Origin of the sequence: Streptomyces sp. NPDC006655, from assembly GCF_040703965.1 — a bacterium.
GTDB lineage: Bacteria > Actinomycetota > Actinomycetes > Streptomycetales > Streptomycetaceae > Streptomyces.
This window is the reverse complement of the sequence record NZ_JBEYJU010000057.1, coordinates 1-23395: the sequence shown is the minus strand read 5'-3', so window position 1 is coordinate 23395 and position 23395 is coordinate 1. Positions and strand designations below refer to the sequence as shown.

24 protein-coding genes are annotated in these 23395 nt (G+C 72.3%); 11 read left to right on the top strand and 13 right to left on the bottom strand.

What is annotated here, in order from left to right; translation table 11 throughout:
* Positions 1 to 8: 8 nt before the first annotated feature.
* Entirely contained in the window at positions 9 to 1196 is a 1188-nt protein-coding gene (locus tag AB0958_RS28545) for a streptophobe family protein (protein ID WP_366893380.1), read from the bottom strand.
* Positions 1197 to 1486: 290 nt separating this feature from the next.
* Between AB0958_RS28545 and AB0958_RS28540 the strand changes: the two genes are divergently transcribed.
* Both AB0958_RS28540 and AB0958_RS28535 read left to right on the top strand, forming a co-directional pair.
* Positions 1487 to 2896 (top strand): DUF6777 domain-containing protein, encoded by a 1410-nt coding sequence (locus AB0958_RS28540; protein WP_366893350.1) that lies wholly within the window; start codon positions 1487 to 1489, stop codon positions 2894 to 2896.
* A 143-nt stretch (positions 2897 to 3039) separates the two neighbouring features.
* Positions 3040 to 3492, top strand: a complete 453-nt coding sequence (locus AB0958_RS28535) for an ATP-binding protein (protein ID WP_366893349.1) — start codon at positions 3040 to 3042, stop codon at positions 3490 to 3492.
* 108 nt (positions 3493 to 3600) lie between these two features.
* Here the strand turns inward: AB0958_RS28535 and AB0958_RS28530 are convergent, their stop codons facing one another.
* Together AB0958_RS28530 and AB0958_RS28525 are read right to left on the bottom strand one after the other, a co-directional pair.
* Entirely contained in the window at positions 3601 to 4485 is an 885-nt protein-coding gene (locus AB0958_RS28530) for an RNA polymerase sigma factor SigF (RefSeq protein ID WP_366893348.1), read from the bottom strand.
* Positions 4486 to 4689: 204 nt separating this feature from the next.
* Positions 4690 to 5502: a class I SAM-dependent methyltransferase gene (locus tag AB0958_RS28525; protein ID WP_366893347.1), complete on the bottom strand. Its 813-nt coding sequence runs from the start codon at positions 5500 to 5502 to the stop codon at positions 4690 to 4692.
* 56 nt (positions 5503 to 5558) lie between these two features.
* Here AB0958_RS28525 and AB0958_RS28520 point away from each other — a divergent pair, with 56 nt between their 5' ends.
* Both AB0958_RS28520 and AB0958_RS28515 read left to right on the top strand, forming a co-directional pair.
* Positions 5559 to 5912, top strand: coding sequence for a helix-turn-helix transcriptional regulator (locus tag AB0958_RS28520; RefSeq protein WP_366893346.1), 354 nt, complete (start codon positions 5559 to 5561; stop codon positions 5910 to 5912).
* 107 nt (positions 5913 to 6019) lie between these two features.
* On the top strand, positions 6020 to 6502 hold the full coding sequence (locus AB0958_RS28515; RefSeq protein ID WP_132894046.1) for a VOC family protein: 483 nt from the start codon (positions 6020 to 6022) through the stop codon (positions 6500 to 6502).
* A 52-nt stretch (positions 6503 to 6554) separates the two neighbouring features.
* Here AB0958_RS28515 and AB0958_RS28510 read toward each other — a convergent pair whose 3' ends face one another.
* From AB0958_RS28510 to AB0958_RS28495, 4 genes are all read right to left on the bottom strand, one after another.
* Positions 6555 to 7439, bottom strand: coding sequence for a geranyl diphosphate 2-C-methyltransferase (locus AB0958_RS28510; protein ID WP_366893345.1), 885 nt, complete (start codon positions 7437 to 7439; stop codon positions 6555 to 6557).
* Between the two features lie 57 nt (positions 7440 to 7496).
* Positions 7497 to 8549, bottom strand: coding sequence for a family 2 encapsulin nanocompartment cargo protein terpene cyclase (locus tag AB0958_RS28505; RefSeq protein ID WP_366893344.1), 1053 nt, complete (start codon positions 8547 to 8549; stop codon positions 7497 to 7499).
* A 17-nt stretch (positions 8550 to 8566) separates the two neighbouring features.
* Complete coding sequence (locus tag AB0958_RS28500) at positions 8567 to 10009, bottom strand: family 2B encapsulin nanocompartment shell protein (protein ID WP_366893343.1); 1443 nt, start codon at positions 10007 to 10009, stop codon at positions 8567 to 8569.
* 228 nt (positions 10010 to 10237) lie between these two features.
* Positions 10238 to 11245: a zinc-binding alcohol dehydrogenase family protein gene (locus tag AB0958_RS28495; protein ID WP_366893379.1), complete on the bottom strand. Its 1008-nt coding sequence runs from the start codon at positions 11243 to 11245 to the stop codon at positions 10238 to 10240.
* A gap of 436 nt (positions 11246 to 11681) precedes the next feature.
* On the opposite strand from AB0958_RS28495, the gene AB0958_RS28490 reads away from it, so the two are divergent.
* The gene (locus AB0958_RS28490) at positions 11682 to 12476 is read left to right on the top strand and encodes a VOC family protein (RefSeq protein WP_366893342.1); all 795 of its coding nucleotides are present in this window, start codon (positions 11682 to 11684) and stop codon (positions 12474 to 12476) included.
* Between the two features lie 45 nt (positions 12477 to 12521).
* On the top strand, positions 12522 to 13226 hold the full coding sequence (locus tag AB0958_RS28485) for a ribonuclease H (protein ID WP_366893341.1): 705 nt from the start codon (positions 12522 to 12524) through the stop codon (positions 13224 to 13226).
* A 13-nt stretch (positions 13227 to 13239) separates the two neighbouring features.
* Here AB0958_RS28485 and AB0958_RS28480 read toward each other — a convergent pair whose 3' ends face one another.
* Complete coding sequence (locus tag AB0958_RS28480) at positions 13240 to 14070, bottom strand: tyrosinase family protein (protein ID WP_366893340.1); 831 nt, start codon at positions 14068 to 14070, stop codon at positions 13240 to 13242.
* Positions 14071 to 14106: 36 nt separating this feature from the next.
* Positions 14107 to 14523 (bottom strand): tyrosinase cofactor, encoded by a 417-nt coding sequence (locus tag AB0958_RS28475; RefSeq protein ID WP_366893338.1) that lies wholly within the window; start codon positions 14521 to 14523, stop codon positions 14107 to 14109.
* Positions 14524 to 14868: 345 nt separating this feature from the next.
* On the opposite strand from AB0958_RS28475, the gene AB0958_RS28470 reads away from it, so the two are divergent.
* The 5 genes from AB0958_RS28470 to AB0958_RS28450 all read left to right on the top strand — a co-directional run bounded on the left by AB0958_RS28470 (position 14869) and on the right by AB0958_RS28450 (position 19901).
* Entirely contained in the window at positions 14869 to 16059 is a 1191-nt protein-coding gene (locus AB0958_RS28470) for an FAD-dependent monooxygenase (RefSeq protein ID WP_366893378.1), read from the top strand.
* A 97-nt stretch (positions 16060 to 16156) separates the two neighbouring features.
* Positions 16157 to 17671 (top strand): MFS transporter, encoded by a 1515-nt coding sequence (locus AB0958_RS28465; protein WP_366893337.1) that lies wholly within the window; start codon positions 16157 to 16159, stop codon positions 17669 to 17671.
* Complete coding sequence (locus tag AB0958_RS28460; RefSeq protein WP_366893336.1) at positions 17668 to 18255, top strand: TetR family transcriptional regulator; 588 nt, start codon at positions 17668 to 17670, stop codon at positions 18253 to 18255. The genes AB0958_RS28465 and AB0958_RS28460 overlap by 4 nt, the downstream gene beginning before the upstream one ends.
* 94 nt (positions 18256 to 18349) lie before the next feature.
* Positions 18350 to 19333 carry an aldo/keto reductase gene (locus tag AB0958_RS28455; protein ID WP_366893335.1) on the top strand — a complete coding sequence of 328 codons (984 nt, stop codon included), beginning with the start codon at positions 18350 to 18352 and terminating at the stop codon, positions 19331 to 19333.
* An 82-nt stretch (positions 19334 to 19415) separates the two neighbouring features.
* On the top strand, positions 19416 to 19901 hold the full coding sequence (locus tag AB0958_RS28450; RefSeq protein ID WP_366893334.1) for a DUF6328 family protein: 486 nt from the start codon (positions 19416 to 19418) through the stop codon (positions 19899 to 19901).
* Here the strand turns inward: AB0958_RS28450 and AB0958_RS28445 are convergent.
* From AB0958_RS28445 to AB0958_RS28430, 4 genes are all read right to left on the bottom strand, one after another.
* The gene (locus AB0958_RS28445) at positions 19886 to 20554 is read right to left on the bottom strand and encodes a DUF2238 domain-containing protein (protein ID WP_366893333.1); all 669 of its coding nucleotides are present in this window, start codon (positions 20552 to 20554) and stop codon (positions 19886 to 19888) included. The two genes, AB0958_RS28450 and AB0958_RS28445, sit on opposite strands and share 16 nt — an antisense overlap.
* A gap of 67 nt (positions 20555 to 20621) precedes the next feature.
* A complete protein-coding gene (locus AB0958_RS28440; protein WP_366893332.1) occupies positions 20622 to 21047 on the bottom strand; it encodes an SsgA family sporulation/cell division regulator in 426 nt (141 codons plus the stop codon).
* A 63-nt stretch (positions 21048 to 21110) separates the two neighbouring features.
* Positions 21111 to 22151, bottom strand: a complete 1041-nt coding sequence (locus AB0958_RS28435; RefSeq protein WP_366893331.1) for a hypothetical protein — start codon at positions 22149 to 22151, stop codon at positions 21111 to 21113.
* Positions 22152 to 22239: 88 nt separating this feature from the next.
* Entirely contained in the window at positions 22240 to 23211 is a 972-nt protein-coding gene (locus AB0958_RS28430; RefSeq protein WP_366893330.1) for an LLM class F420-dependent oxidoreductase, read from the bottom strand.
* Positions 23212 to 23395 lie beyond the last annotated feature (184 nt).

Below are 23395 nucleotides of genomic sequence, written 5' to 3'. Positions count from 1 at the left end.
CCGCTGCCTCAGGGCCTGCGGGCCGCCACCTCGCCCCGCCGGGGCACCGCGCGGGCCGGCCAGGCGCCCAGGTAACCGGCGATCAGCCCCCACAGCGCGCCCAGGCCCACCGCCGACCACAGCCTCGGCCGCAGCAGCAGCTCGCCGGACAGATTGCCGCCCACGTCGCCGCTGCCGAGCAGGGAGAGACCGTAGTGGGCCCGCACCCGTCCGGCCAGGCAGAGCGCCGGCAACGTCAGGGCCAGGGCGACCGCCAGGTGCACGGCGTGCTGCCGGGCGCGGATCCGGGCGGGGGAGCGGGCCGCCATCAGGAAGGCCACCGCGAGCAGCAGCACTGCGGCGAGCCCGGCCAGCCACCACCAGCGGCCGTCGTGTGCGGCGATGCCACGCAGGTTGAGGGTCGAGACGTCCGGGGTACGCAGCACCTCCGCGAGCACCCGCGGCACCGGCAGCCCGAACGGGCCTTCGACCCTGCCGTCCCAGGTGACGCCGAGACCCAGGGTGAGGGCCGGCCAGGCCAGGTTGGGCAGCCCGAGCAGGATCACCGCGAACGTCCCCCTGGCGTGCCCGCGCGTGACCATCGCGACCACCGCGACCAGCAGAGCCAGCGCCACGTACGCCAGCACCAGCACGACCATGGCGTACGCGGCGGGGCGCACCGACGCCTGGAAGCGCAGCAGCCGTCCGGGCAGCGGCGCCCCGGGTGCGACCAGCAGCGCCAGCACGAGGATCCCGGCGAGCCACAGCAGTCCGTACCCGGCCGTCAGCGGCACGTCCGTCGTGAACCCCACCCTCGGTGCGGCGTCGAGCAGTCCGGTGAGGTCACTGAGCGTGCCGTCGCCCACGTCGACCGCGAAGGTGTGGCGGGCCCCGAGGGCGAGGCCGACGAGCCCGAGCAGCCACAGCACCCCGATCCGGGCCGCCCACCCGGCCAGCTCTCCGGCCGCGGCCACGGCGCGGTGCCGCAGCGGTCGCAGGAAACCCCCGGCGACGAACAGCGCCCCGACCAGCGTCACGGACAGCGGTACGACGGTCAGCCCGGCGTCGGCCCGGACCGGCGCGCCCGCGTTCCCGGTCAGCTCCACGGTGCCGCCGACGGCCGACACCACGGTCGCGCACACCACCGGCGCGAACGCGCCCCCGGGCAGCTCCGTCGCGCCGGCCGCCCACAGCCCCCCGGCGGCCACCACGGCCATGGCGAGCAGGGTGGCCAGCACCACGGCCAGGGCCGGCGGCCAGCCGTGCCGAACCGCGCCGCGGCGGGCCGGCGCGGCCACCGGCCGCTCGGGGGCGATGCGGGGGCTCACGCCGTCACGCTAGGCAACACGCGGTTGCCCCGCCCGCCGGGTGGGCCGTTCGCGTCGGCTTGCGGACGGCACGGGACCGGCGCACATTGGGCACGTTGCGCCTCGGATGAGGCATTTTTTGTGAATGCCGCGTGATGCGGTGCGCTTTGATTCGGTTCACTTCCACGGGAGATGAGCGCGTGAGTGTCGAACCGCCGTCGTCCGGCCGCCCCACAGGACCACCCTCCGGCCCGCTGTCCGGGCCCTCCAGGCCACCCGCCGGACCCCCGCCAGAGCCCCCGGGGGGCGACGCGGGCCACGGCGGCGGTCACGACGGTGGGTGGGGCGACAGCCATGGCGGCGGTCCCGGCGACAGTCGCGGCGGCGGTCCGGGCGACGGCCGGGGCGGTGGTCCGGGCGACGGCCGGGGCGGTGGTCCGGGCGACGGCCGGGGCGGCGAGCCGCACGAGGCGTGGTGGCGGTCCGCGCCCCGGATCGCGATGCTCACCACCGCCGTCGTGGTCGTCGCGGCCCTGGCCGTGGTCCTCACCCGCATGGGTGCGGGGTCCGGCAAGCCGGGTGAGGTGTTCCTGCAGTCCGCCAACAGCTCCGGCCAGGACCCGTTCACCAGGTCCACCGCCACGAAGACCGTCGCCGCCTCCGCGGCCCCGGCCACGTCGGCCCCGGCGACGGCCCCCGCGAACGAGGTGCGCGGGGTGGACGGCGGTGCCCCCGGCCTCTACAGCGGCACCAGGAACAGCAGCAGCTGCGACGTCGAGCAGCAGATCAGGTACCTCCAGGACTCGCCCCCGCGCAACAAGGCGTTCGCCGCGCAGGTCGGCGTCCAGCCGTCCGGCGTCCCGGCCTATCTGCGCTCCCTCACCCCCGTGCAACTGCGCGCGGACACCCGCGTCACCGGCCACGGTTACCGCGACGGCGGCGCGACCACCTACCAGGCCGTCCTGGAGGCGGGCACCGCGGTCCTGGTCGACGGGCACGGTGTGCCCCGGGTGCGCTGCGCCTGCGGCAACCCGCTGACCCCGCCGGTCGCGCAGCGGACCGCACCCCGGACCATCGGCGCCGCCTGGCCCGCGTACCGGCCGGGGAACGTGGTCGCCGTCGCTCCCGCCGCCCAGGTCATCGACGTCTTCGTGCTCTTCGACCACGAGCACCACGAGTGGTTCGACCGCCACCGGGGCGACCACACCGGACAGCACGACCGCCCGGCGAAGCCACCGGCGCACCCGAACCCCATGAACCCGCCGGCCTCCCCCGGTCCCTCGACCCCGGCCAGCCCGGGTGGCGGCTCCAGGCCGCCGGCGTCGAACCAGTCCTCGCCGAACGCCCCGTCGTCGAAGCCGCCCGGGTCGAAGCCGCCGTCCTCCTCGCACTCCGGCACGTCGGAGTCGCCGAAGACCGAGTCCCCCAAGAGCGAGTCGCCGTCGTCGAAGTCGCAGGAGCCGCAGTCCCCGCAGTCCGGACCGCCGTCACCGCAGTCCCCGCAGTCCGAGGCACCGGCCTCCGAGCCACCGGCCTCGCCGCCGTCCCCCGGCCCCGAGTCCGCGGTGTCCCCCGGGGCCCCGGCGTCCCCCGCGGCCCCGGCGTCCTGACTCGCCGGTGCCCGCCCGTGTGACCAGCGTGACGCCCTTTGTGCGCGGTCGGCGAACGTTCCGGGGGACTGCGGGGGCACACTCGGGGTACGAGCATGGTGGCACCAGCGACCGGCGGGGGCCGGCCTCCGAGAGAGAAACGCATGATCGAACACCTGGGCGGGGCAGTGATATCGACTGGCTTCGACGTACCCGTGGAACCGCTGCGGCGGTCCGCGCACTACACCGGTGAGCCTGGCTGCATCGCCGAGGCGCGGGACTTCGCGGCCCGTTTCCTGGAGCAGCTCAGGACGGAGTGGTGCGCGGCGATCGATCCCAGAGCCGACGGCGAGCTGCTCCTCGTGGTCAGCGAGCTGATCACCAACGCGGACCGGCACAGCAACGGCCCCTACATCCTGGAACTGGAGGGCACGGACAGCGCGGTCCAGGTCTGCGTCTACGACAGCAGCGACGCCCTGCCCCGGCGCTTCCCCAAGGATCCCGAGCGGATCGGCCGCCACGGCCTGGAGATCGTGCACGCCGTGGCCAGCGAGGTCACCGCCGAGCTGGTGCCGGTCGGCAAGCGAGTGCGTGCCGTGGTGCGTTTCCCTCGCTGACCGCCGCCCTTGCACGCCGTCGACCGGCCCGGACACCGCCGCCCGGTCACGCGTACCGCGGGCGCCGCCCCACACGCCGAGGCGGGGCAGCGTCCGCGAACCCCGCCCTCAGGCGCAGCCGAGTTCGCCCAGCATTCCCTGGCGCAGGCGGGTGATGATCCGCTTGATCAGGCGGGAGACATGCATCTGGGAGCAGCCGAGCCGCTCGCCGATCTCCGCCTGCGTGGCCTCCTCGACGAACCGCAGGTGGATGATCTCGCGGTCCCGGTCGCTCAGCTCGGCCATGAGCGGGGCCAGCGACTGGAAGTCCTCGACGAGCCGCAGCCCGTGCTCCTCGACACCGATGAAGTCGGCCAGCACCGCCTCGCCGTCCTCAGGCCCGTCCCCGGTGAGAGCCGCGTCCAGGGAGGAGGAGTTGTAGCCGTTGGAGGCCAGCTGGCCCTCGACCACCTCTTCCTCGGACAGGTTCATCAGCGTGGCCAGCTCGGCGACCGTCGGGTCCCGGTCCAGCCGGCTGGAGAGTTCCTCACGGGCCTTGGCCAGCTCCACGCGCAGTTCCTGGAGCCGCCGCGGTACGTGCACCGCCCAGGTGGTGTCACGGAAGAACCGCTTGATCTCGCCCACGATGTACGGCAGCGCGAAGGAGGTGAACTCGACCTCGCGCGCCAGCTCGAACCGGTCGATGGCCTTGATCAGGCCGATCATCCCGGTCTGGACGATGTCCTCCATGTCGTCGCCCCGGTTGCGGAACCGGCCGGCCGCGAACCTGACGAGCGACATGTTCATCTCGATGAGCGTGTTGCGGGCGTACTGGTACTCGGGAGTGCCCTCCTCCAGCTCACCGAGCCGCTGGAAGAACTGGCGGGAAAGCCCCCGCGCGTCGCGGGGCGCGACACTCTTCGGGTCCTCGATTCCCGGCAGGGCTGCGTCCGTCCACGCCTCGACGGGCTGAGCGGTGTCCACTGCGTCCGACCGGATCCCGGCGGTGTTCATTCCCTCTCCCACGTGAGTCAAGATGCCGCGGCTGCCGGTTCGACTGCGTCGCACCGGCCCTGACCTGGCTTGCGTCCTCGCCCGGATACCCGGAACCGGACGCGCCATGCGTCTCTCGGTGATCGGGTACCCGCGGTGACGCGACGCATGCACCCTGTTCCCACGGGTGGCGGAAAACAGCCGGTGACCCCCGGCGGGGAGGCTTCACCCCGCGACGCGCACCGCGGTGATCAGCTCGTGCCAGTAGCGCTTGGTGACGGCTCCGCCGTACCGCGACTCGATCAGCTCCCGGATGTCCGCCAGCAGTCCGTACCGGGCGGCCTCGGGAAGCGCGCGGTGGTTCGAGTAGGTGAGGAGCACGTCCAGGTACCGGTCGGCGGTGTACGTGATCTCCTGGGCGTGACCGTGCACGGTGACGTCGGTGAAGTACGGGGAGCCGGTGAACTCTTCCGTGTCGGTCGCGAGGTCGGACTCTCGGGGCTGGCGCAGCCCGGCCGGAGTGGCCGGATCCCAGCGTTCGTAACATTCCTGGACCTCGGCGAAGAAGTCCTCGGTGCCGCCCGCCACGTGGTGGGTGCCGATGACGGCGAGCAGTCCGCCAGGGCGCAGCACCCCGGCCGTCTTCGGCAGCCGTACGACCGGGTCGATCCAGTGGAAGGCGGTCGCGCAGACCACCGCGTCGAAGGGCTCCGCCGGCGGCTCCCACTGCTCGAAGGGGGCGACCACCACCTCCACGCACGCGAAGGCGGCCAGCCGCCGGCGGGCCACCGCTGCCATGCGCGGGCCGATCTCCACGGCGGTGATCGCACATCCGGAGCCGGCCAGATCGACGGTGAGCTGCCCGGTGCCCGGGGCGATCTCCAGCACCCGCACCCCCGGCGCGGCTCCCGTCACCCGGATCAGCCGCTCGGTCAAGGAGGCGGGGTAGCGGGGCCGCGCCCGGTCGTACCGCTCGGCGTCCTGGTCGAAGATGTTCCGCAACCGCGGGTCACCCGTGTGCGATTCCCGTGCGTCCACGCAGAGCAGAATGCCGATCCCTGCCTTCCACGCGCCACTGCTTCTAGGGTGAGGGGGTGACCAGCCCATCGCAGAACCACGCCCGTGTCATCCCGCTGCGCCCGCAGGAGCCGGAGCCGGCCCCCGAGCCCAGGGAGCCGCTCTGGCGCGACCTCCTCGGAGACGTGCTGCGCCAGGAGCGGCTGGCCCAGGAACGCACCCTCAAGGAGGTCGCCGAGACGGCCCGGATCTCCTTGCCGTACCTGTCCGAGATCGAGCGCGGCCGCAAGGAGGCCTCCTCGGAGGTGCTCGGGGCCGCCGCCCGGGCGCTCGGCCTCGGCCTGGGCGGTCTGCTCACCCGGGTCCAGACGGAGTACACCCGGCGGCAGGCCGCGCCGAACACCCACCGGGGCATGTGCCTGGCCGCCTGACGGTGGTTCGGCCTCCGCCCCGCGCGCGGACGGCGGCACGACCGATGAGTTTTCCGGCGTGCGACGGTCGGTACACATGACCGCGTTCCACGCTCGAGGAGGTGCCCATGACCACCGACGGATTCACCACGTGTCTCTGGTTCGACGGCCAGGCCGAGGAAGCCGCCCACTACTACGTGTCGATCTTCAAGAACTCCAGCATCGGCCGGGTCGGCCGCTACACCGAGGCCGGGCCGGGGCCCGCGGGCTCGGTGATCGCCGTCGACTTCACGGCCAACGGGCACCGGTTCGTCGCGCTCAACGGCGGCCCCCAGTTCACGTTCAACGAGGCGATCTCCTTCCAGATCTACTGCGACGGTCAGGAGGAGGTCGACCACTACTGGGCGAAGCTCACGGAGAACGGCGGCGAGCCCGGCCCGTGCGGCTGGCTCAAGGACAGGTACGGAGTGTCCTGGCAGGTCGTCCCGGAGGGGCTGATCGAGATGATCGGCGACCCGGACCCGGAGAAGGCGGCGCGCACCACCCGGGCCATGTACGCCATGGGCAAGCTCGACATCGCCGCGCTGCGGAAGGCGTACGCGGGGGAGTGACCCGCACGGGACGGGGCGGTGCCCGCGGACACCGCCCCCGTCGGCACTGCGGTCAGACCCGGTCGGCCGCGATCAGCAGGTACTGGAAGCTGCCGTTCTTGTACGCGTCGAGGAACGCGTCCTCGACGCCCGTCACCAGGTGATCGGCCTGCTTGCGCAGTTCCCAGTACGGGATCGTCGCCTGGGTGAGGTCCTCCACGTGGACGGGGACCAGCCGGTTCCTGGCCATCGCCCGGAAGTACTCCGACCTCGGGTGGATGTCGCAGATGTAGTGCGCGTTGATCAGGGACACCTCACGGGACGCCCGGCCGTAGGTGTCGTTGTAGCAGCCGGTGATCGTCACGTAGCGTCCGCCGCGGCGCAGCAACCGGGCGTGCTCGGCGAACAGCAGCTCCAGCTCGACGTACATCGTGGACTCGTTGTTCCACGACGCCGCGTACGCGCCCGTCTCGAAGCCGGTGTCCAGCATGTTCCGGTGGTGGTAGCGGACCTTGTCGGCGACCCCCCGCTTGCGGGCCATCGCGTTGGCGAAGTCCGCCTGCTTCGCGGAGATGGTGACGCCGTCGGAGTGGCAGCCGTAGCGGAGGTTCGCCACGATGCTGCCGCCGCCCCGGCCGCAGCCGGCGTCGAAGACCCGGTCGGCGGGGGTGAGGGCGCCGAGATGGCCGGCCAGCAGCTCGGCCTGGGCGTGCTCCAGGCGGTGCAGCTCGCTGGTGACACGCTCCTTGCGCAACTCGGGGTCGGGCTCGTCGAGCACCGACCAGTCGGCCTCACCGATGCCGTAGTGGTGGTGGTACAGGTCGTCGATCTTTCCGAGTTCGAGGTTGACCTGGTTCTCCTCGGCGTTCCAGTACTCCGCGACGCTGTTCTGGTACCTGGACTGCGTCGGCACCGGGGCTGACGTGGTGGTCTTCCGAGCGACAGGGGCGGTGGTCAACAGGTTCTCCTCGACGTGTCTCTGACGGTGCATCGGTTCTTCGCAGGTGGTTCGGTGCTACCAGTAGTCGGGCAGGTGGTAGCGGTTGGTGTTGGTGGCGTGCCACTCGTGGTTGCCGGAGACCCAGGCGGCCAGCCCTTCGGCGTACCGAGCGACCAGCGGCGATCCCGCGGACAGGGCGGCCGACTCCGCCTCGAAGGCCTCCATGATCCGGTTGTGGATGCCGACGGACTTCAGATAGGCCGCCTTCAGCCCGCACCGGTCGTTGGCCGCCACCACCTGGGGCAGATTGAGGTGGTCCGGGTCGCTCGCCAACTCCTTGGTGAAGGAGTACAGGTCGTTGACGATCGTGGTGGCGTTGCAGGCCAGCGCCGTGATCCGCTGGATCTCCGGGCGGGCGTAGAGCTGCTCGGGCAGTTCGTAGCCGTCCACCGCGTCGACGATCGACAGGCAGGGCCGGAAGTTGTTGAACTGCCGCATCACCAGGTACTCCCAGACCCGCGGCACGTACCCGGTCTCCATCCACGCGGCCTCACCGAGGTACCCGAGGTGCAGCCGGGCGATGTCGTGGACGAACCGGTCGGTCTGGCTCGGGGTGGCGAAGGCGGCGAAGTCCGCGAGGGCGAAGTGGTAGGAGCGCAGCGGGCCGTCGGCCGCGATGCCCGCGCGCCACTCCTCCTCCAGCTCGGGGACGCCGTGGTAGGGGTCGAGCGCCGACTGGGCGATGATCAGCGGACCGCCGAGCCCGCGCCTGGATCCGCCGCGCCCTTCGTCCTCCTCGCAGTAGCAGGAGTCCACGATGTTCTCGGCCAGCAGCAGCTTGCCGGCAGCGGTCAACCGGTCCAGGTCGAGACCGCCCGGATGCTGGAGGACGACGGCCCGTCCGAACTGGAAGCCGGTGAAGTCCCCTTTCCAGGCCTCGGGGAACAGGTCGAGTTCCCGGGCCCAGGCCTCCAGGCGCCGGTCCAGCTCGGCGGCCTTCTCCGGGTCGGCGGGCACGGCGGGCCGGTAGTGGAGTCCGGGGACCGCCCCGGTGCGCCGGCCCGGGCGCAGACTCTGTGCGAGGTTCGGCGGGCCGGGCAGGGCGTAGGACGTGGTGGCTGTGCTCATGGCTGTGCTCCGGGCCGTCAGTCGGCGGTGCGGCCGAGCTGGACGTTCTCCAGGATCCCGGCCGCGTCGGGGACGAGGATGGCCATCGAGTAGTAGGCGGTGACCAGGTAGTTGACGACGGCCTGCTCGTTGATGCCCATGAAGCGGACGTTCAGGCCTGGCTGGAACTCCTCGGGGATACCGGTCTGGTAGAGGCCGACGACCCCCTGGTCGGCCTCGCCGGTGCGCAGCGCGATGATGCTGCTGGTGTGGTCGTCGCTGATCGGGATCTTGCTGCACGGGTAGATCGGGACCCCGCGCCAGGCCGGGATCTCGTGCCCGTCGACGTTCACGCCGGCCGGTACCAGGCCGCGCCGGTTGCACTGCCGGAAGAAGGCCGCGATCGCCTTCGGATGCGCCAGGATCACCTTGGTCTTGCGGCGCATGGAGATCAGCTCGTCCATGTCGTCCGGGGTCGGCGGGCCGGTGAAGGAGCTGATCCGCTGTCCGTAGTCGATGTTGTGCAGCAGCCCGAACTCGCGGTTGTTGACCAGCTCCCACTCCTGGCGCTCGCGGATCTCCTCGACCGTCAGGCGCAGCTGCTGCTGGGTCTGGTCCATCGGGTGGTTGTAGAGGTCGGCCACTCGCGAGTGCACCCTCAGCACCGTCTGGGTCAGCGACAGTTCGTACTCGCGCGGCGTCAGGTCGTAGTCCACGAAGCCGCCGCGCAGGGTCTCCTCACCGACGTGGCCGGCCTGCACCGGCACCTCGGCCTCGCCCTTGCGGTTCATCGGCAGCCGCTGCCGGTCGACGAACGCCTGGAGGTGGGCGCCCAGCGACGGCTCCCGGGCCATGATCTCCTCGGCGACCGCCCAGGGCAGCGCCAGCACCACCCCCGCGGTCTCCGCGCGGACCGAGGTGAGCCAGAGCGGGTCCGTCTGGCCGACCGCCTCGTCGCCCATCTGGTCGCCGTCGGTGACGACCCCGACGACCTCCTCGTCACCGTACTTGCCGGCCGCGTACCTGGTGAACCGCCCGTGCACCACCAGGTAGGTCTCGGTGACCGGCTGTCCCGCCTCGAACAGCAGCTGCCCGGCGCGCACTTCGCGGGGCTGGAAGCGGGCGGCGAGCTCGGCCAGCACGTCGGGGTTGTCGTAGCCCCGCAGGATGGGCAGTTCGGTGAGGGTCCCCGGGATGACCCGGATGTCGTCCCCGCCGTTCTGCTCGAAGCTCACCCGGCCGCGCCCGGTGCGCAGTTGCAGGCGCCGGTTCACCCGGTAGGTGCCGCCCTTGACGTCCACCCACGGCAGTGTCTTCAGCAGCCACCGCGAGGTGATGGCCTGCATCTGCGGCTCTGACTTGGTGGTCGTGGCGAGCTGGCGTGCCGCCCGGGTGCTCAGACTGGTGAGCCGCCCGTCGGTGGTCGGATCCGGCTCGGGCTCGTCGACGGCGGAACCGATGACGCTGTCCGGTGTGGACACATTCCCTCCAGCAGAGAGCTGAACGACGGTGACCCGAAGGGTCGGTGGTGTGCGAGGTGGTGGTGCGCACGGCCTAGCCAAACAGCCGTGGTGATCTACGGGTACGGCGTGAAGGGGGCGGCTGCGGGCTGTGGTTGCGCAAACCTGGAGGTCGGGGCGGAAAAGGTTGCGTTCGCCGGTCACGCGCCGGGGGCTCGCTCTCGTGCCCTGGCCGGGCGGGGGTTGGAGTCAGGAAAGGTCGTCCACCAGCACCGCGGCCCCGTCGAAGCGTCCTGCCTTCAGGTCCCGTAGCGCCCGAGGAGCCTCGGACAGCGGGTAGGCGTGCGTGGTCGCGCGGATTCGGTGCCGCTCGGCGAGGGCCAGGAACTCCCGCCCGTCGGCACGGGTGTTGGAGGTGACGCTGCGCAGCTCCCGCTCGTAGAACAGCTCACGCTCGTAGTTCAGCGGCGGCACGTCGCTGAGGTGGATGCCCGCGACCGCCAGCACGCCGCCCCGGTCCAGGGCGCGCAGCGCGACCGGCACCAGATCGCCGACCGGGGCGAACAGGACGGCGCTGTCCAGCGGCTCGGGCGGCGGCTCGGCGAGGTCCCGGGCCGAGGCCGCGCCCAGCGCCAGGGCCAGTCGCCGGGCCTCGGCACCCCGGGTGACCACATGCACCCGCGCGCCCTGCGCCACCGCCAGCTGGGCGCACAGATGGGCGCTGCCGCCGAAGCCGTAGAGGCCGAGCCGGCCGCCCGGGGGGAGCGCGGCCCGGCGCAGCGCGCGGTAGCCGATGATCCCGGCGCACAGCAGCGGGGCGAGCGCCACGTCGTCCAGGGTCCCGGGCAGCCGGTACGCGAACCCCGCCGGTACCGTCGTGTACTGCGCGTACCCCCCGTCGGCGTCCCAGCCGGTGTACCGCGAGCGCGGGCACAGGTTCTCGGCGCCCCGCAGGCAGTACGCGCACTCCCCGTCCGTGCGCCGCAGCCAGGCCACCCCGACCCGGTCGCCGACGGTGAAGTCCGCCACCCCGGCGCCCAGGGCCGCCACCTCGCCCACCACCTCGTGCCCCGGCGTCACCCCGGGCCTGCGCACCGGCAGATCGCCCTCCGTGACGTGCAGGTCGGTGCGGCACACCCCGCAGGCCCGCACCCGGACCAGCAGCTCGTCCGGTCCGGGCACCGGCACCGGCCGTGCGACGAGCCGCAGCGGATCCGCCTCGACCGGCCCGGGCCGCACCACCGACCACGCCCGCATCATGTCCGTCATACCGCGCCCCGTCCGCCGAAGCCCGCCGCCCTTCCTGATCCGGCCCTTCTCCCTCCGCGCCGACCGTCCTTCCTGATCCGGCCCTTCTCCCTCCGCGCCGACCGTCCTTCCTGATCCGGCCCTTCTCCCTCCGCGCCGACCGTCCTTCCTGATCCGGCCCCTCTCCCTCCGCGCCGACCGTCCTTCCTGAGCCGGCCCCTCTCCCTCCGCGCCGACCCTCCTTCCCGCGCCGGCCCCTCTCCCTCCCTGTCCGCCCTCCCTCGTGCCCGCTGCCCTTCCCGTGCGGGCCGGGCTTCCCGTGCCCGCCCGCACCCGCCGTCCCTCCCAGTGTCCGCCGGAGCCCGCCGTTCGGCGCGCGGGCGGACTGCCGGATGGCTAGCGTGAGGAACCGGGACAATCCCGCGCGATCGGAAGGGCCGTGGCCATGGCGGTACAAGCGGAAGGCACCCCTTGTTGGGCCGACGCGATGTTCGGCGACCTGGAGGGGGCCAAGCGTTTCTACGGCGCCGTCCTCGGCTGGACCTTCGGCGAGTCGTCGTCGGAGTACGGCGGCTACACCCAGGCCTACGCGGACGGCAGGGCCGTCGCCGCCGTCGTACCGCCCATGCCCGGTCAGGAGGGGCAGCCGCAGTGGTGCCTGTACTTCGCCTCGCCCGACGCCGCGGCCGCCGCGGCGCGGATCCGGGAGCACGGCGGCGAGGTGCTGATGGAGCCGATGCGGGTCGGCGAGGCGGGCACGATGTGCCTGGCCCGAGAACCCGGCGGCGCGGTGTTCGGCATCTGGCAGGGCGGTGCCCACGAGGGCTTCGAGGCCACGGCCGTGCCCGGCGCCTACTGCTGGGCGGAGGTCTTCACCCGTGAGCCGGAGAGGACCGACCCCTTCCTCACCGGCGTCTTCCCTTACACGGCCAGGCGGATCGAGGACGAGAAGGTCGACTTCCGGATGTTCGACGTGGACGGGAACACCGTCCTCGGCCGGATGCGGATGGGCGACGAGTTCCCGCCCGAGGTGCCGTCGTACGTGAACGTGTACTTCACCGTCGCCGACTGCGACGCGGCCGTCGCCAGGGCCACCGAGCTCGGCGGGGTGCTCCGCTTCGGTCCGCTGAGCATGCCCTTCGGCCGGTTCGCGGCGCTCAGCGATCCGCAGGGCGCCGCCTTCTCGGTGATCGACATCAATACCACCGAGGGCGAACTGCCCTCGCTCAAGGACGACTGAGCAGCGCGTACCGGGCCACGGCCGACCGGTCCGGCGGCCCGTGGCATGATCGGGTCCATGCGTGAACGAGTGGTGGCCGCGTGCGACGGGGCTTCTAAGGGAAACCCAGGACCGGCCGGCTGGGCCTGGGTGGTGTCCGACGACGCGGCGACCCCGGCCCGCTGGGAGGCGGGACCGCTCGGCAGGGCCACCAACAACGTCGCCGAACTGACCGCCCTGGAACGGCTGCTCACGGCCGTCGAACCGGACGTGCCGCTGGAGGTCCGGATGGACTCGCAGTACGCCATGAAGGCGGTCACCACCTGGCTGCCCGGCTGGAAGCGCAACGGCTGGAAGACCTCCGCCGGCAAGCCGGTCGCCAACCAGGACCTGGTCGTCCGCATCGACGAACTCCTCGACGGCCGCACGGTCGACTTCCGCTACGTCCCCGCCCACCAGGTCGACGGCGACCCGCTCAACGACTTCGCCGACCGCGCGGCCAGCCAGGCGGCCACGGTCCAGGAGGCCGCGGGCAGCGCCCTCGGCTCCCCGGTGCCGCCGCCGTCCCCGACGCCCGCCGCCTCCGCCGCGGCACCTCGCCGCAAGGCGGCCCCGCGCAAGAAGACGGCCGGGTCCGCCGCCGGCGCCCGCACGATCAAGGCGAAGTTCCCCGGCCGCTGCCTGTGCGGGCGTTCCTACGCGGCCGGCGAGCCCATCGCCAAGAACGCGCAGGGCTGGGGCCACCCGGAGTGCCGTACCGCGGAGGCCTGACCGGAACGCCGGGTCAGGCCGCGGCGGTGTCGAACGTGTAGAACTTCGTGTGGTCGAGCAGATCGGCCGGCCGCACGTCGTTCCACGGCTTCATCGTCTCGTCCAGGTCCACCACGTCCGGTGTGCCGCCACCCGGCACGTACGCCGCCTGCGGATGCCGGCGCCGCCACTCGGCCCACAGCTTGTCGATGAAGGCGTGGTGCAGCCAGAACACCGGGTCGTTGGGGGAGACACCGGTGGCCATCTGGCCGCCGACCCAGACGTGGACCCGGTTGTGCAGGTTGACCCCGCGCCAGCCCTCCAGGTGGTTGCGGAAGCCGTCCGAGGCGCTGTTCCAGGGCGCCATGTCGTAGGTCGCGATGGACAGCACCGAGTCGACCTCGGCCCGGGTGGGCAGCTCACGCACGCCGGACCCGAGCGACCTGCGCAGATAAGTACGGCCGTCCACACGCACGTTGACCGGCCAGTTGCCGGTGGACGCGGCGAACGGGCCGTCCGTCACCCGCCCGTCCGAGGCGCGTCCGGTGCCGCCCAGGAAGTCCGGCGCCCACAGCGAGGAGCGGACGGTCCGGTCGGTGGTCCAGTCCCAGTAGGGGAGCGCCACCGAGGGGTCCACCGACTGGAGGGCCCGTTCGAAGTCGAGCAGGAATCTGCGGTGCCAGGGCAGGAACGACGGCGAACGGTGGCCCGTACGCTCGGAGTCGTCGGTGTCGGACATGATGAAGGCGTTGTGCGTGCGCACGAAGTCGTCGTAACGCCCGCTGCGCTTCAGTTCGATGACGGCGGCGACGAACCGCCGCTTCTCGTCGGCGGTCAGGGTGGCCTGGTCCTTGCGTACGGTCATGTGGCTCGGGGCTCCGGGATTCTCTGCGGGGGGCGGTCAGTTGGCGGGGAAGGGCAGCAGCGCGGCGCCCTGCAGCTCGTCGACCGCCGCGCGGGCGGCGGCGCGCGGGGTGGCGACCGGGTCGTAATGGCTGACCACGCTGATCCAGCTACCGTCGGCGTTCCGCATCACGTGCAGCTCCACCCCGTCCACGAACACCGCGTATCCGCCGCCGTGACCGTGGTGACGACCGGCCGTGCCGCCCATGCCGCCCATACCGCCCATGTCGTCGTCCGTGGTGCCCGGACGGCCTTGTATGCGGCGGCCCTTGTAGATCTCGTCGAAGGGTTCGAGGGGTCCCCCGTGCGGGTGGGATGCGGCCGGTGCGCCGGGTGCGAGGAGTGTCTGGGCACCGGCGGCGGTGGCCAGCACGGCCCCTGCGGTGAGTGCGCGACGGCGGGTGAGTCCGGGCATGCGGATGCCTCCTGTGGTGGGTGCGGGGGATGACTCCGTATGCCTATCCGCCGGTTTCCCGGTGGGGGAAATCGCCCGGATCGGGTTGGCTGTGATCAGGACAATTGACTACATGTCGTACAAGATTTAACGAAGATGATCTTGCCGGGTGGGGGGATCGCGTGGCCCCGGAACGGGTAATTCCTTGCTCGGGCGGGGCGGTTCCCGTCGATCTTTGGCGGCGGTCCGCCGTCCGGGTGGCGTGGCTCACGGCGTCGATCTGGCGCGATTCGCAAACCCGGCCCGACGCCGGGCGCGCTGCTACCCTGCGGTGCCAATTGGCCACGTTCGGTGAATCCCAGGGGTGTGTGCGTGAAGGTCGACTGCGTCGGAGGCGGGCCTGCGGGCCTGTATCTCGCGATCCTGCTCAAGCGGCAAAACCCGGCCCATGACGTCACCGTCCACGAACGGAACCCCGAGGGCTCGACCTACGGCTGGGGAGTCACGTACTGGCGCGCCCTGCTCGACCGGCTGCACGCGCACGACCCCGAGTCGGCGCGCGCGATCGAGGAGAGCTCGGTGCGCTGGAACCAGGGCGTCGCCCACGTCGGCGACCGGATCGCCCGGCAGCCCGGCGACCCGGGCCACGGCATCGGCCGCCACCGCATGCTGGAGATCCTCGCCGACCGCGCCCGCGCGCTCGGAGTGCGGCTGGAGTTCGAGGCGGAGATCACGCCCGAGAACCTCCCCGACGCCGACCTGGTGGTCGCCGCCGACGGCATCCACAGCGCCCTGCGCACCCGGCACGCCGACCACTTCGGCACCCGGGCCACCGAGGGCCGCAACCCCTACGTCTGGCTCGGCACCACCCGGGTCTTCGACTCCTTCACCTTCGCCTTCGCCGAGACCGCCCACGGCTGGATCTGGTGCTACGGCTACCCGTACGACGCCGAGCACAGCACCTGCGTCATCGAGTGCGCCCCCGAGACCCTGGCCGGCCTGGGACTGGACGCGATGGACGAGACCGGTCAACTGGCCCTCCTGGAGGAGCTGTTCGCCGACGTCCTGGACGGCCGTCCGCTGATCGGCGGCTCCGCCGCCGCCTGGCCCGCCTTCCGCACCGTCACCAACCGCAGCTGGTACCACGGCAACCTGGTCCTGCTCGGCGACGCCGCCCACACCACCCACTACTCCATCGGCGCCGGCACCACCCTCGCCCTGGAGGACGCCATGTGCCTCGCCGCCGCCCTGCGCGACCACGGCGCCGCACCACAGGCCCTCGCCGCCTACGAGCGGCAGCGCCGTTCCGACCTGCTCTCCGCCCAGAGCGCCGCCCGGCTGAGCGCCCAGTGGTACGAGAACCTGCCCCGCTACATCGGCCTGCCCCCGCACCGCATGTTCGCCCTGCTCGGCCAGCGCCACTCACCGCTGCTGCCCTACGTGCCCCCGCAGCTCTACTACGGCCTCGACAGGGCGGCCGGGCGGCTGGAGGTGCTGCGCCGGTTCAAGCGGTGGCTCGGACCTCGGGCCGCGCGCGCCCTGCACGCGCGGTCGTAGCAGCCGTACGGCCCGCGCCTGCGTTGGTGAAAAGCCATTCACCCGATAGGGTGAATTCATATTCACCCGTCACGTCGCATCGCCCGCAGGAGTGCCGATGGACCAGCCCGTCCCCCCAGCCGGTCCGTCGGAGTCGTCCGCCGCACCGCCCCCGGTGCGGCAGCGGCTGACGATCCCGGTCCTGGCCTTCGGCGGCATCCTCATGGCCGTCATGCAGACGGTGGTCGTCCCGCTCCTGCCGGACCTGCCCAGGCTCACCCACTCCTCGGCCGGCGCCGTCTCCTGGACGGTCACCGCGACATTGCTCTCCGGGGCCGTCCTCACCCCCGTGCTCGGCCGGGCCGGCGACATGTACGGCAAGCGGCGGGTCCTCACCGGAGCCCTCGCCCTGATGACCGTGGGCTCCGTGCTGTGCGCGCTGTCGTCGGACATCGCCGTGCTCATCGCCGCCCGCGCCCTGCAGGGTGCCGCCGCCTCCGTGGTACCGCTGTCGATCAGCATCCTGCGTGACGAACTGCCGCCCGAGCGCCGGGGATCGGCGGTCGCGCTGATGAGCTCGACCGTCGGCATCGGCGCCGCGCTGGGCCTGCCACTGGCCGCGCTGGTGGTGCAGTACTACGACTGGCACACCATGTTCTGGCTCACCAGCCTCCTCGGCGCGCTCGGCGTGGCCGCCGTGTGGTGGGCGGTCCGGGAGTCCCCGGTGCGCGAACCCGGCCGGTTCGACGTGCTCGGCGCGCTCGGGCTGGCCGTCGCCCTGACCTGTCTGCTGCTCGGCGTCTCCCAGGGCGGCCAGTGGGGCTGGGGCAGCCCGCGGGTGCTGGGCCTGTTCGCCGCCGCCGTGCTGGTGCTGGCCCTGTGGTGGTGGCAGCAGCTGCGCACCGAGCGGCCGCTGGTCGACCTGCACCTGGTGGCCCGGCCCCGGGTCGGTCTGTCCCATGTCGCCGCCCTGCTCACCGGGTTCGCCTTCTACGCCAACTCCCTGGTCACCGCCCAGCTGGTGCAGGCGCCCAAGGCCACCGGATACGGCCTCGGCCTGTCGATCGTGGCCACCGGTCTGTGTCTGCTCCCCGGCGGCGTCACCATGCTGCTGTTCTCCCCGGTCTCCGCCCGGATCTCCGCCGCCCGCGGCCCGCGCGTCACCCTCGCCCTCGGCGCCGCCGTCATCGCCTGTGGCTACGTGCTGCGCATCGCCGACAGCCGCGACCTCTGGATGATCATCCTGGGCGCCACCGTCGTCGCCACCGGCACCACCCTGGCCTACTCGGCACTGCCCACCCTGATCCTGCGGGCCGTCCCGGCGAGCCAGACCGCCTCCGCCAACGGAGTCAACGTCCTGATGCGCACCATCGGGCAGGCCACCTCCAGCGCCGCCGTGGCCGCCGTCCTCACCCATCACACCAGCCTCGTCGGCGGCGCACCGGTCCCCACCCTGCACGGTTACCTGCTGGCCTTCGCGATGGCCTGCGCCGTCGCCCTGGCGGCCAGCGCCGCGGCCCTGTCCATCCCCGGCGACAAGGCCCGGGACAGCGGCAGCGGCGCATCCGCCGCCGACCCGTCCGCCGTCCGCCGTGCCGAGGGCACCCGCGGCAGCGCGCTGGAGGGAGCGTGAACGCCGTGAGCGGCCGGCCCGGAGCCCCGGCCGCGCCCGCCCGCCGGGACGCGGCGGCCACCAAGGAGGCCATCCTCAAGGCCGCCCGCCACCTCCTCGCCCGGCACGCGCACGCCGACATCACCCTCAAGGACGTCGCCGAACGCGCCGGGGTCAGCGCGCCGCTGGTCCTCAAGTACTTCGGCAACAAGGAGAGCCTCTTCGCCCGCGTGATGTCCTTCGACACGGACGCGGACGCCCTTCTCGCCGCCCCCCTGGACGAACTCGGCCGGCACATGGTCCGGCACGTCCTGGAGAGCCAGCGCGACCGGGGCGCCGACCCCCTGCTGCGGATCGCCTTCGCCCCCCTGCACGGCGACCAGGGCGACGTGCTGCGCGCCAACTTCCGCGCCCACGTGGTCGACGCCCTCGCCGCCAGGCTGACCGGCCCCGACCCCGGCCTGCGCGCCGAACTGGCCGTCGCCCAGCTCATCGGCCTGGGCGTCATGTACGGCATCGCCCGCGGCCCACGCCTGCGCGAGAGCACGATCGCCGACACGGCCGACCGCTACGGCCCTGCGGTCCAGGCACAGCTGACTCCGTAGCCGTAGCCGTAGCCGTAGCCGTAACCGGTGCCGGTGCCGGTGCCGGTGGTCGGCCCGTGACACCGTTGTCGGCGGCGGATGACAGACTGTCGCCATGGACGAACGCGTAATCGACAGGTCGGGACAGTGGGCATCGGTCGTCGGCCTCGGCACATGGCAGCTCGGCGCCGACTGGGGCGAGGTGGACGACAAGGAGGCGCTGGCCGTCCTGGAGACGGCGGCCGAGTCCGGGGTGACCTTCTTCGACACCGCCGACGTGTACGGCGACGGCCGCAGCGAGCAGACCATCGCGACCTTCCTGCGCAGCAGGCAGGACCTGCACGTCCTGGTGGCCACCAAGATGGGCCGCCGGGTCGACCAGATCCCGCAGAACTACGTCCTGGACAACTTCCGCGCGTGGAACGACCGGTCGCGCCGCAACCTGGGCGTCGACCGGCTCGACCTCGTCCAGCTGCACTGCCCGCCCACCCCGGTCTACTCCACCGACGAGGTGTTCGACGCCCTCGACACCCTGGTCGAGGAGGAGCGCATCGCGGCCTACGGCGTCAGCGTCGAGACCTGCGCCGAGGCCCTCACCGCGATCGCCCGGCCCGGTGTGGCCAGCGTGCAGATCATCCTGAACCCGTTCCGCATGAAGCCCCTGCGCGAGGTGCTGCCGGCCGCCCGGGAAGCCGGCGTCGGCATCATCGCGCGGGTGCCGCTCGCCTCCGGTCTGCTGTCCGGCAAGTACACCAAGGACACCGTCTTCGCGGCCGACGACCACCGCACCTACAACCGGCACGGCGAGGCCTTCGACCAGGGTGAGACCTTCTCCGGCGTGGACTACGCGACGGGCGTGGAGGCCGCCGCCGAGTTCGCCGCCCTCGCCCCCGAGGGCTACACCCCGGCCCAGCTCGCCCTGCGCTGGATCATCGAGCAGCCCGGCGTGACCACGGTGATCCCCGGCGCCCGCAACCCGGAGCAGGCCCGCGCCAACGCGGCCGCCGCCAAACTCCCGCAGCTGCCCGCCGACACCGCCACCGCGATCCGCGAGCTGTACGACCGCCGGATCAAGGACCAGGTGGAGAGCCGCTGGTAGGGCCCGCGGGGCCGGGAGCGGCCGCCGCGCGGCTCCCGGCCCGAGCCGTTTGAACGAACCGGCGGAGGGTTACACGCTCTCCATGACGGACGAGGAGACCCGGAGAGGGCGCCACGAGACGGAGGACGAACGCGCCGACCGGATGTGGACCGACCTGATCCAGGAGGTACGGGTCGCCCAGACCGGGGTGCAGATCCTCTTCGGCTTCCTCCTCACCGTGGTCTTCCAGCAGAAGTACGCCCAGCTTTCCCACGTGGACAAGACGATCTACATCGTCACCGTCGTCCTCGGTGCCTCGGCCACCGGCGCCCTCATCGGACCGGTGTCCCTGCACCGGCTGGTCTCCGGTCGCAGGGTGAAGCCGGAGGCGGTCCGCCTCGCGTCCCGGCTGACGTCGATCGGCCTGTTCCTGCTGCTGGCCACCATGACCGCCTCCCTGGTGCTCATCCTCCGGGTGGCCACCCACGGTGGGTATGTGACCTGGGTGGTCGTCGCCGTGCTCGTCTGGTACCTGCTGTGCTGGTACGCCGTGCCGCTGTGGGCCCGGCGCCGTCACAGCGTCCGCTGAGCGGCCTCCAGGCTGCGCAGTTGCCGGTCGTGCACCCGGCTCAGCAGCAGCACCGACAGCGTGGCCCCGACCAGCGCGCAGAACATGTCCCACTGGGTGTCCCAGACATCGCCCTGGGTGGCGAGGAAGGCGTCCGCGCCGTGGCCGCCGATCTCGGCCGCCAGCCACTCCAGCAGCTCGAAGCAGGCGCTGAACGCGAGGCACGCGCACACCGTGAGCGGCGCCAGCCAGCGGCTGCCGCGCAGCGGGGAGGTACGGCTGAGCAGCTCCCGGACCAGCACCGCCGGCACGAAACCCTGCATGAGGTGGCCGAAACGGTCGTACGGGTTGCGGTCCAGGCCGAAGGTGTCCCGCACCCAGTCGCCGACCGGGACCCCGGCGTAGGTGTAGTGGCCGCCGACGGCGAGCACCAGGGCGTGCGCCGTGAGCAGCCCCGCCAGCAGACCCGTCAACGGAAAGCGGCGCCAGGTCAGCACCGCCAGAGGGAGGCCGACGAGCACCCACACCGTCTCCAGGAACCAGGTCGTACGATCCCGTGCGCCCCAGGCCGAGAGGGCCATGCCCGCCACCACGACCCCGGCGAACAGGACGGGCGGCACACGGCGTGGCACGTGCTGCGGAACGGGGCGCGGGGCGGGGTGCACTGCGGTCATGGCGGACTCCTCGTCGCGGGAGTCCCATCGTGGCCGCGGCTCCCCGGCGCCACATGAGTACGGCTACTCAGCCGGTGGCGAGGATCTCCGCGAGTACGTCGTCCACCCGTACCACCTCGCGGCCGGGCGGCACCGCCAGGTACGTGTCGCTCAGGAAGGCGGCCAGGGCGGGCGCCCACACGAACACCACCGCGTGGTGGCGCTCGCCGCCGGGCAGCGGATCGCCGAGGAACTCCATCCGCACTTCCCTCCAGCGCCCCTGCCGCTCGGGACGCAACCGGATGTCCCCGAGTCCGACCGGCTCCCTCAGGCCGTCGTTCAGCATCTCGCGGTCCAGCCGCCACCGGGCGAGCACCCGGCCGTCCAGGGTGAACACCGCGGTGACGGCGAACGGGTCACCGGCGTCGTAGGAGAGATGGGCGAGGACGGGACAGCGGCCCGTCCCGTCCGTCCGGAGCTGTACCACCAGGGTCCTGTGCACGATGGGGTTCACGCGAGAGGCCTCCGAGAACGATCGGCTTGGTGCCCTCTAGTACCCCTCTCACAGGAAAAACGCTCAATCCGAGGCGGAATTGCCCTTCGCGCCGCGCAGCGCGGCCAAGCAGGAACCGATGGCCTGCTGGAGTTCCTCCAGGCGCTGGAGCATGTCGTCCTCGTAGAAGTCCTGGGCGTCGTCGAAGGTCAGCTCCTCGAACGCCCTGGTCGCCTTCTGGAGGCTGCTGTAGAACTTGGTGCGCTGCTCCTGGACGCGCAGGTCGGGGTCGGCCTCGACCGCCTCCGCGATCAGGTTCTTCATGGTGTCGTAGGCCTCGGTCGCCCACTCGCCGGTGTCCTCGTCCTCGTCCAGTTCGTCGAGGAGGGACAGGTGGCGCTCGGCTTCCTGGCGCAGCTCGGCCGGCGCGTCGAGGGTCTGCCCGGCAGGGGTCCTGATCCGGCCGGACTCGGCGATCTGCCGGACGTAGCCGATACGGTCGGCGGAGCGGCTCTCGGTGGCGACGGCCTTCTTCAGGTCGTCGGTGCGGACGACGTCCCGGGCCAGCACGGTTCCGAGGTCCGGGTCCTCCTTGATGCGGTCCAGGAGCGCGGAACGGGCGGCGCGCGCGGTGGAGGGGTCGGCGAGGATCGCGGCGCGCAGCGCGGTGGGGTTCTCGGCCACCTCCAGGGCCTTGGTGGGCCGGATGCCCTGCGCCTCGGCGGCCGCGGCGATGGCGGTGCCGCGCTCCGAGGCGGCGCCGTTGCGGGAGACGTAGTAGTCCAGCCACACGTCGGAGTCGGGGAGTTCGACCTCCTGGCCCGGGACGAGTGCCTCGAAGTGCGGCACCAGACCGTCGTCGGCGGCCCGGTCCCAGGCCTTGTAGTAGCGCATGACGCGTTCCGGGGAGCAGCCGGCCAGCTCGGCGAACTCCTTCGCCGAGACCTTCGGCGTCCCCTCCGCGCCCTGTCCGCCCGGTCGCACACTGCGGGCCACCATCAGCCCGAACGTCCAGCCTCCGGTGCGCACGTAGGCGCCGAACTCCCGCGCGTCCCGGGCCACGAGGTCGGAGAGGGGGGCCGGGGACGCGCCGGACGTCGCGGACGGGTCGATCGCCAGGGTCACGGAGGACGCTCCTGAAGGTTGCCGGACTGCACACGTACAGTCCGGCAGCCTATCGACCCGTCGGCCGTGGTCCGGCGACCGGCCGGGATCAGCCGAGCGCGTCGCGCAGGGCGGGCAGCAGCGTCTTGCGGGACCAGTCCAGGAACTCCGGCTGCGACTCGCCGCCGATCTGCACGAGGGCGATCTCCCCGAACCCGGCCTCCGCGTACGGCCGTACGGCCTCGACGAAGTCGTCCGGGTCGTCCCCGCACGGGATGGAGGCGGCCACGTCGTCCTGGGTGACGAACTGGGTCGCGGACTCGAAGGAGTCGGGGTGCGGCAGTTCGGAGTTGACCTTCCAGCCGCTGCCGAACCAGCGGAACTGGGCATGGGCCCGCTTCACCGCCGTGTCGCGGTCGGGGTCCCAGCACACCGGCAGCTGGCCGACGCGTGGCTTGCCCGCTCCGCCGTGCCGGTCGAAGGCGTCCAGGAGCGAGGCCTTCGGTTCGGTCGCGATGGCGAGGTCGGCCAGTTTCCCGGCGAGCGCGCAGGACTGCTCGCCGGAGACCGCGATGCCGATCGGCGGCGGTTCGTCCGGGAGGTCCCACAGGCGGGCGGACTCCACGTCGTAGTGGGTGCCGTGGTGGTTGACGTGGCCGCCCGCGAACAGCGCCCTGATGATCTCCACGGCCTCTTCCAGCATCTCGTGACGGACGTCCACCGAGGGCCAGCCGCCGCCCACGACGTGCTCGTTGAGGTTCTCGCCCGAGCCGAGCCCGAGCCGGAACCGGCCCTCGGACAGCAGCTGCACGGTCGCCGCCTTCTGGGCCACGATCGCGGGGTGGTAGCGGATCGTGGGGCAGGTGACGTAGGTCATCAGCGGGATCCGCGAGGTGGCCTGGGCTGCGGCGCCCAGGACGCTCCACACATAGGGGGCGTGCCCCTGGGAGCGCAGCCACGGGAAGTAGTGGTCCGACGCCACCGAGAAGTCGAAGCCCGCCTCCTCGGCCCGCACCACGTGATCCACGAGATCACGCGGACCGGCCTGTTCCGTCATCATCGTGTATCCGATGTGCACCATATGGTCCGGGTCCCCAGCAGGCCGCGGGGGAAACGGGCCGTCCTGGGAGACGGAGGCTCTAGGGCCTGTCTGACAATTCCCGCCTGCCACGCGACGCCATGCACGCTCCCCCAGCCTCCGGCCGGGGGGACCCCCACTCGCCGCACCGGGCCCTGACCCAAGTACGTCCAGTACGTGGATCAGG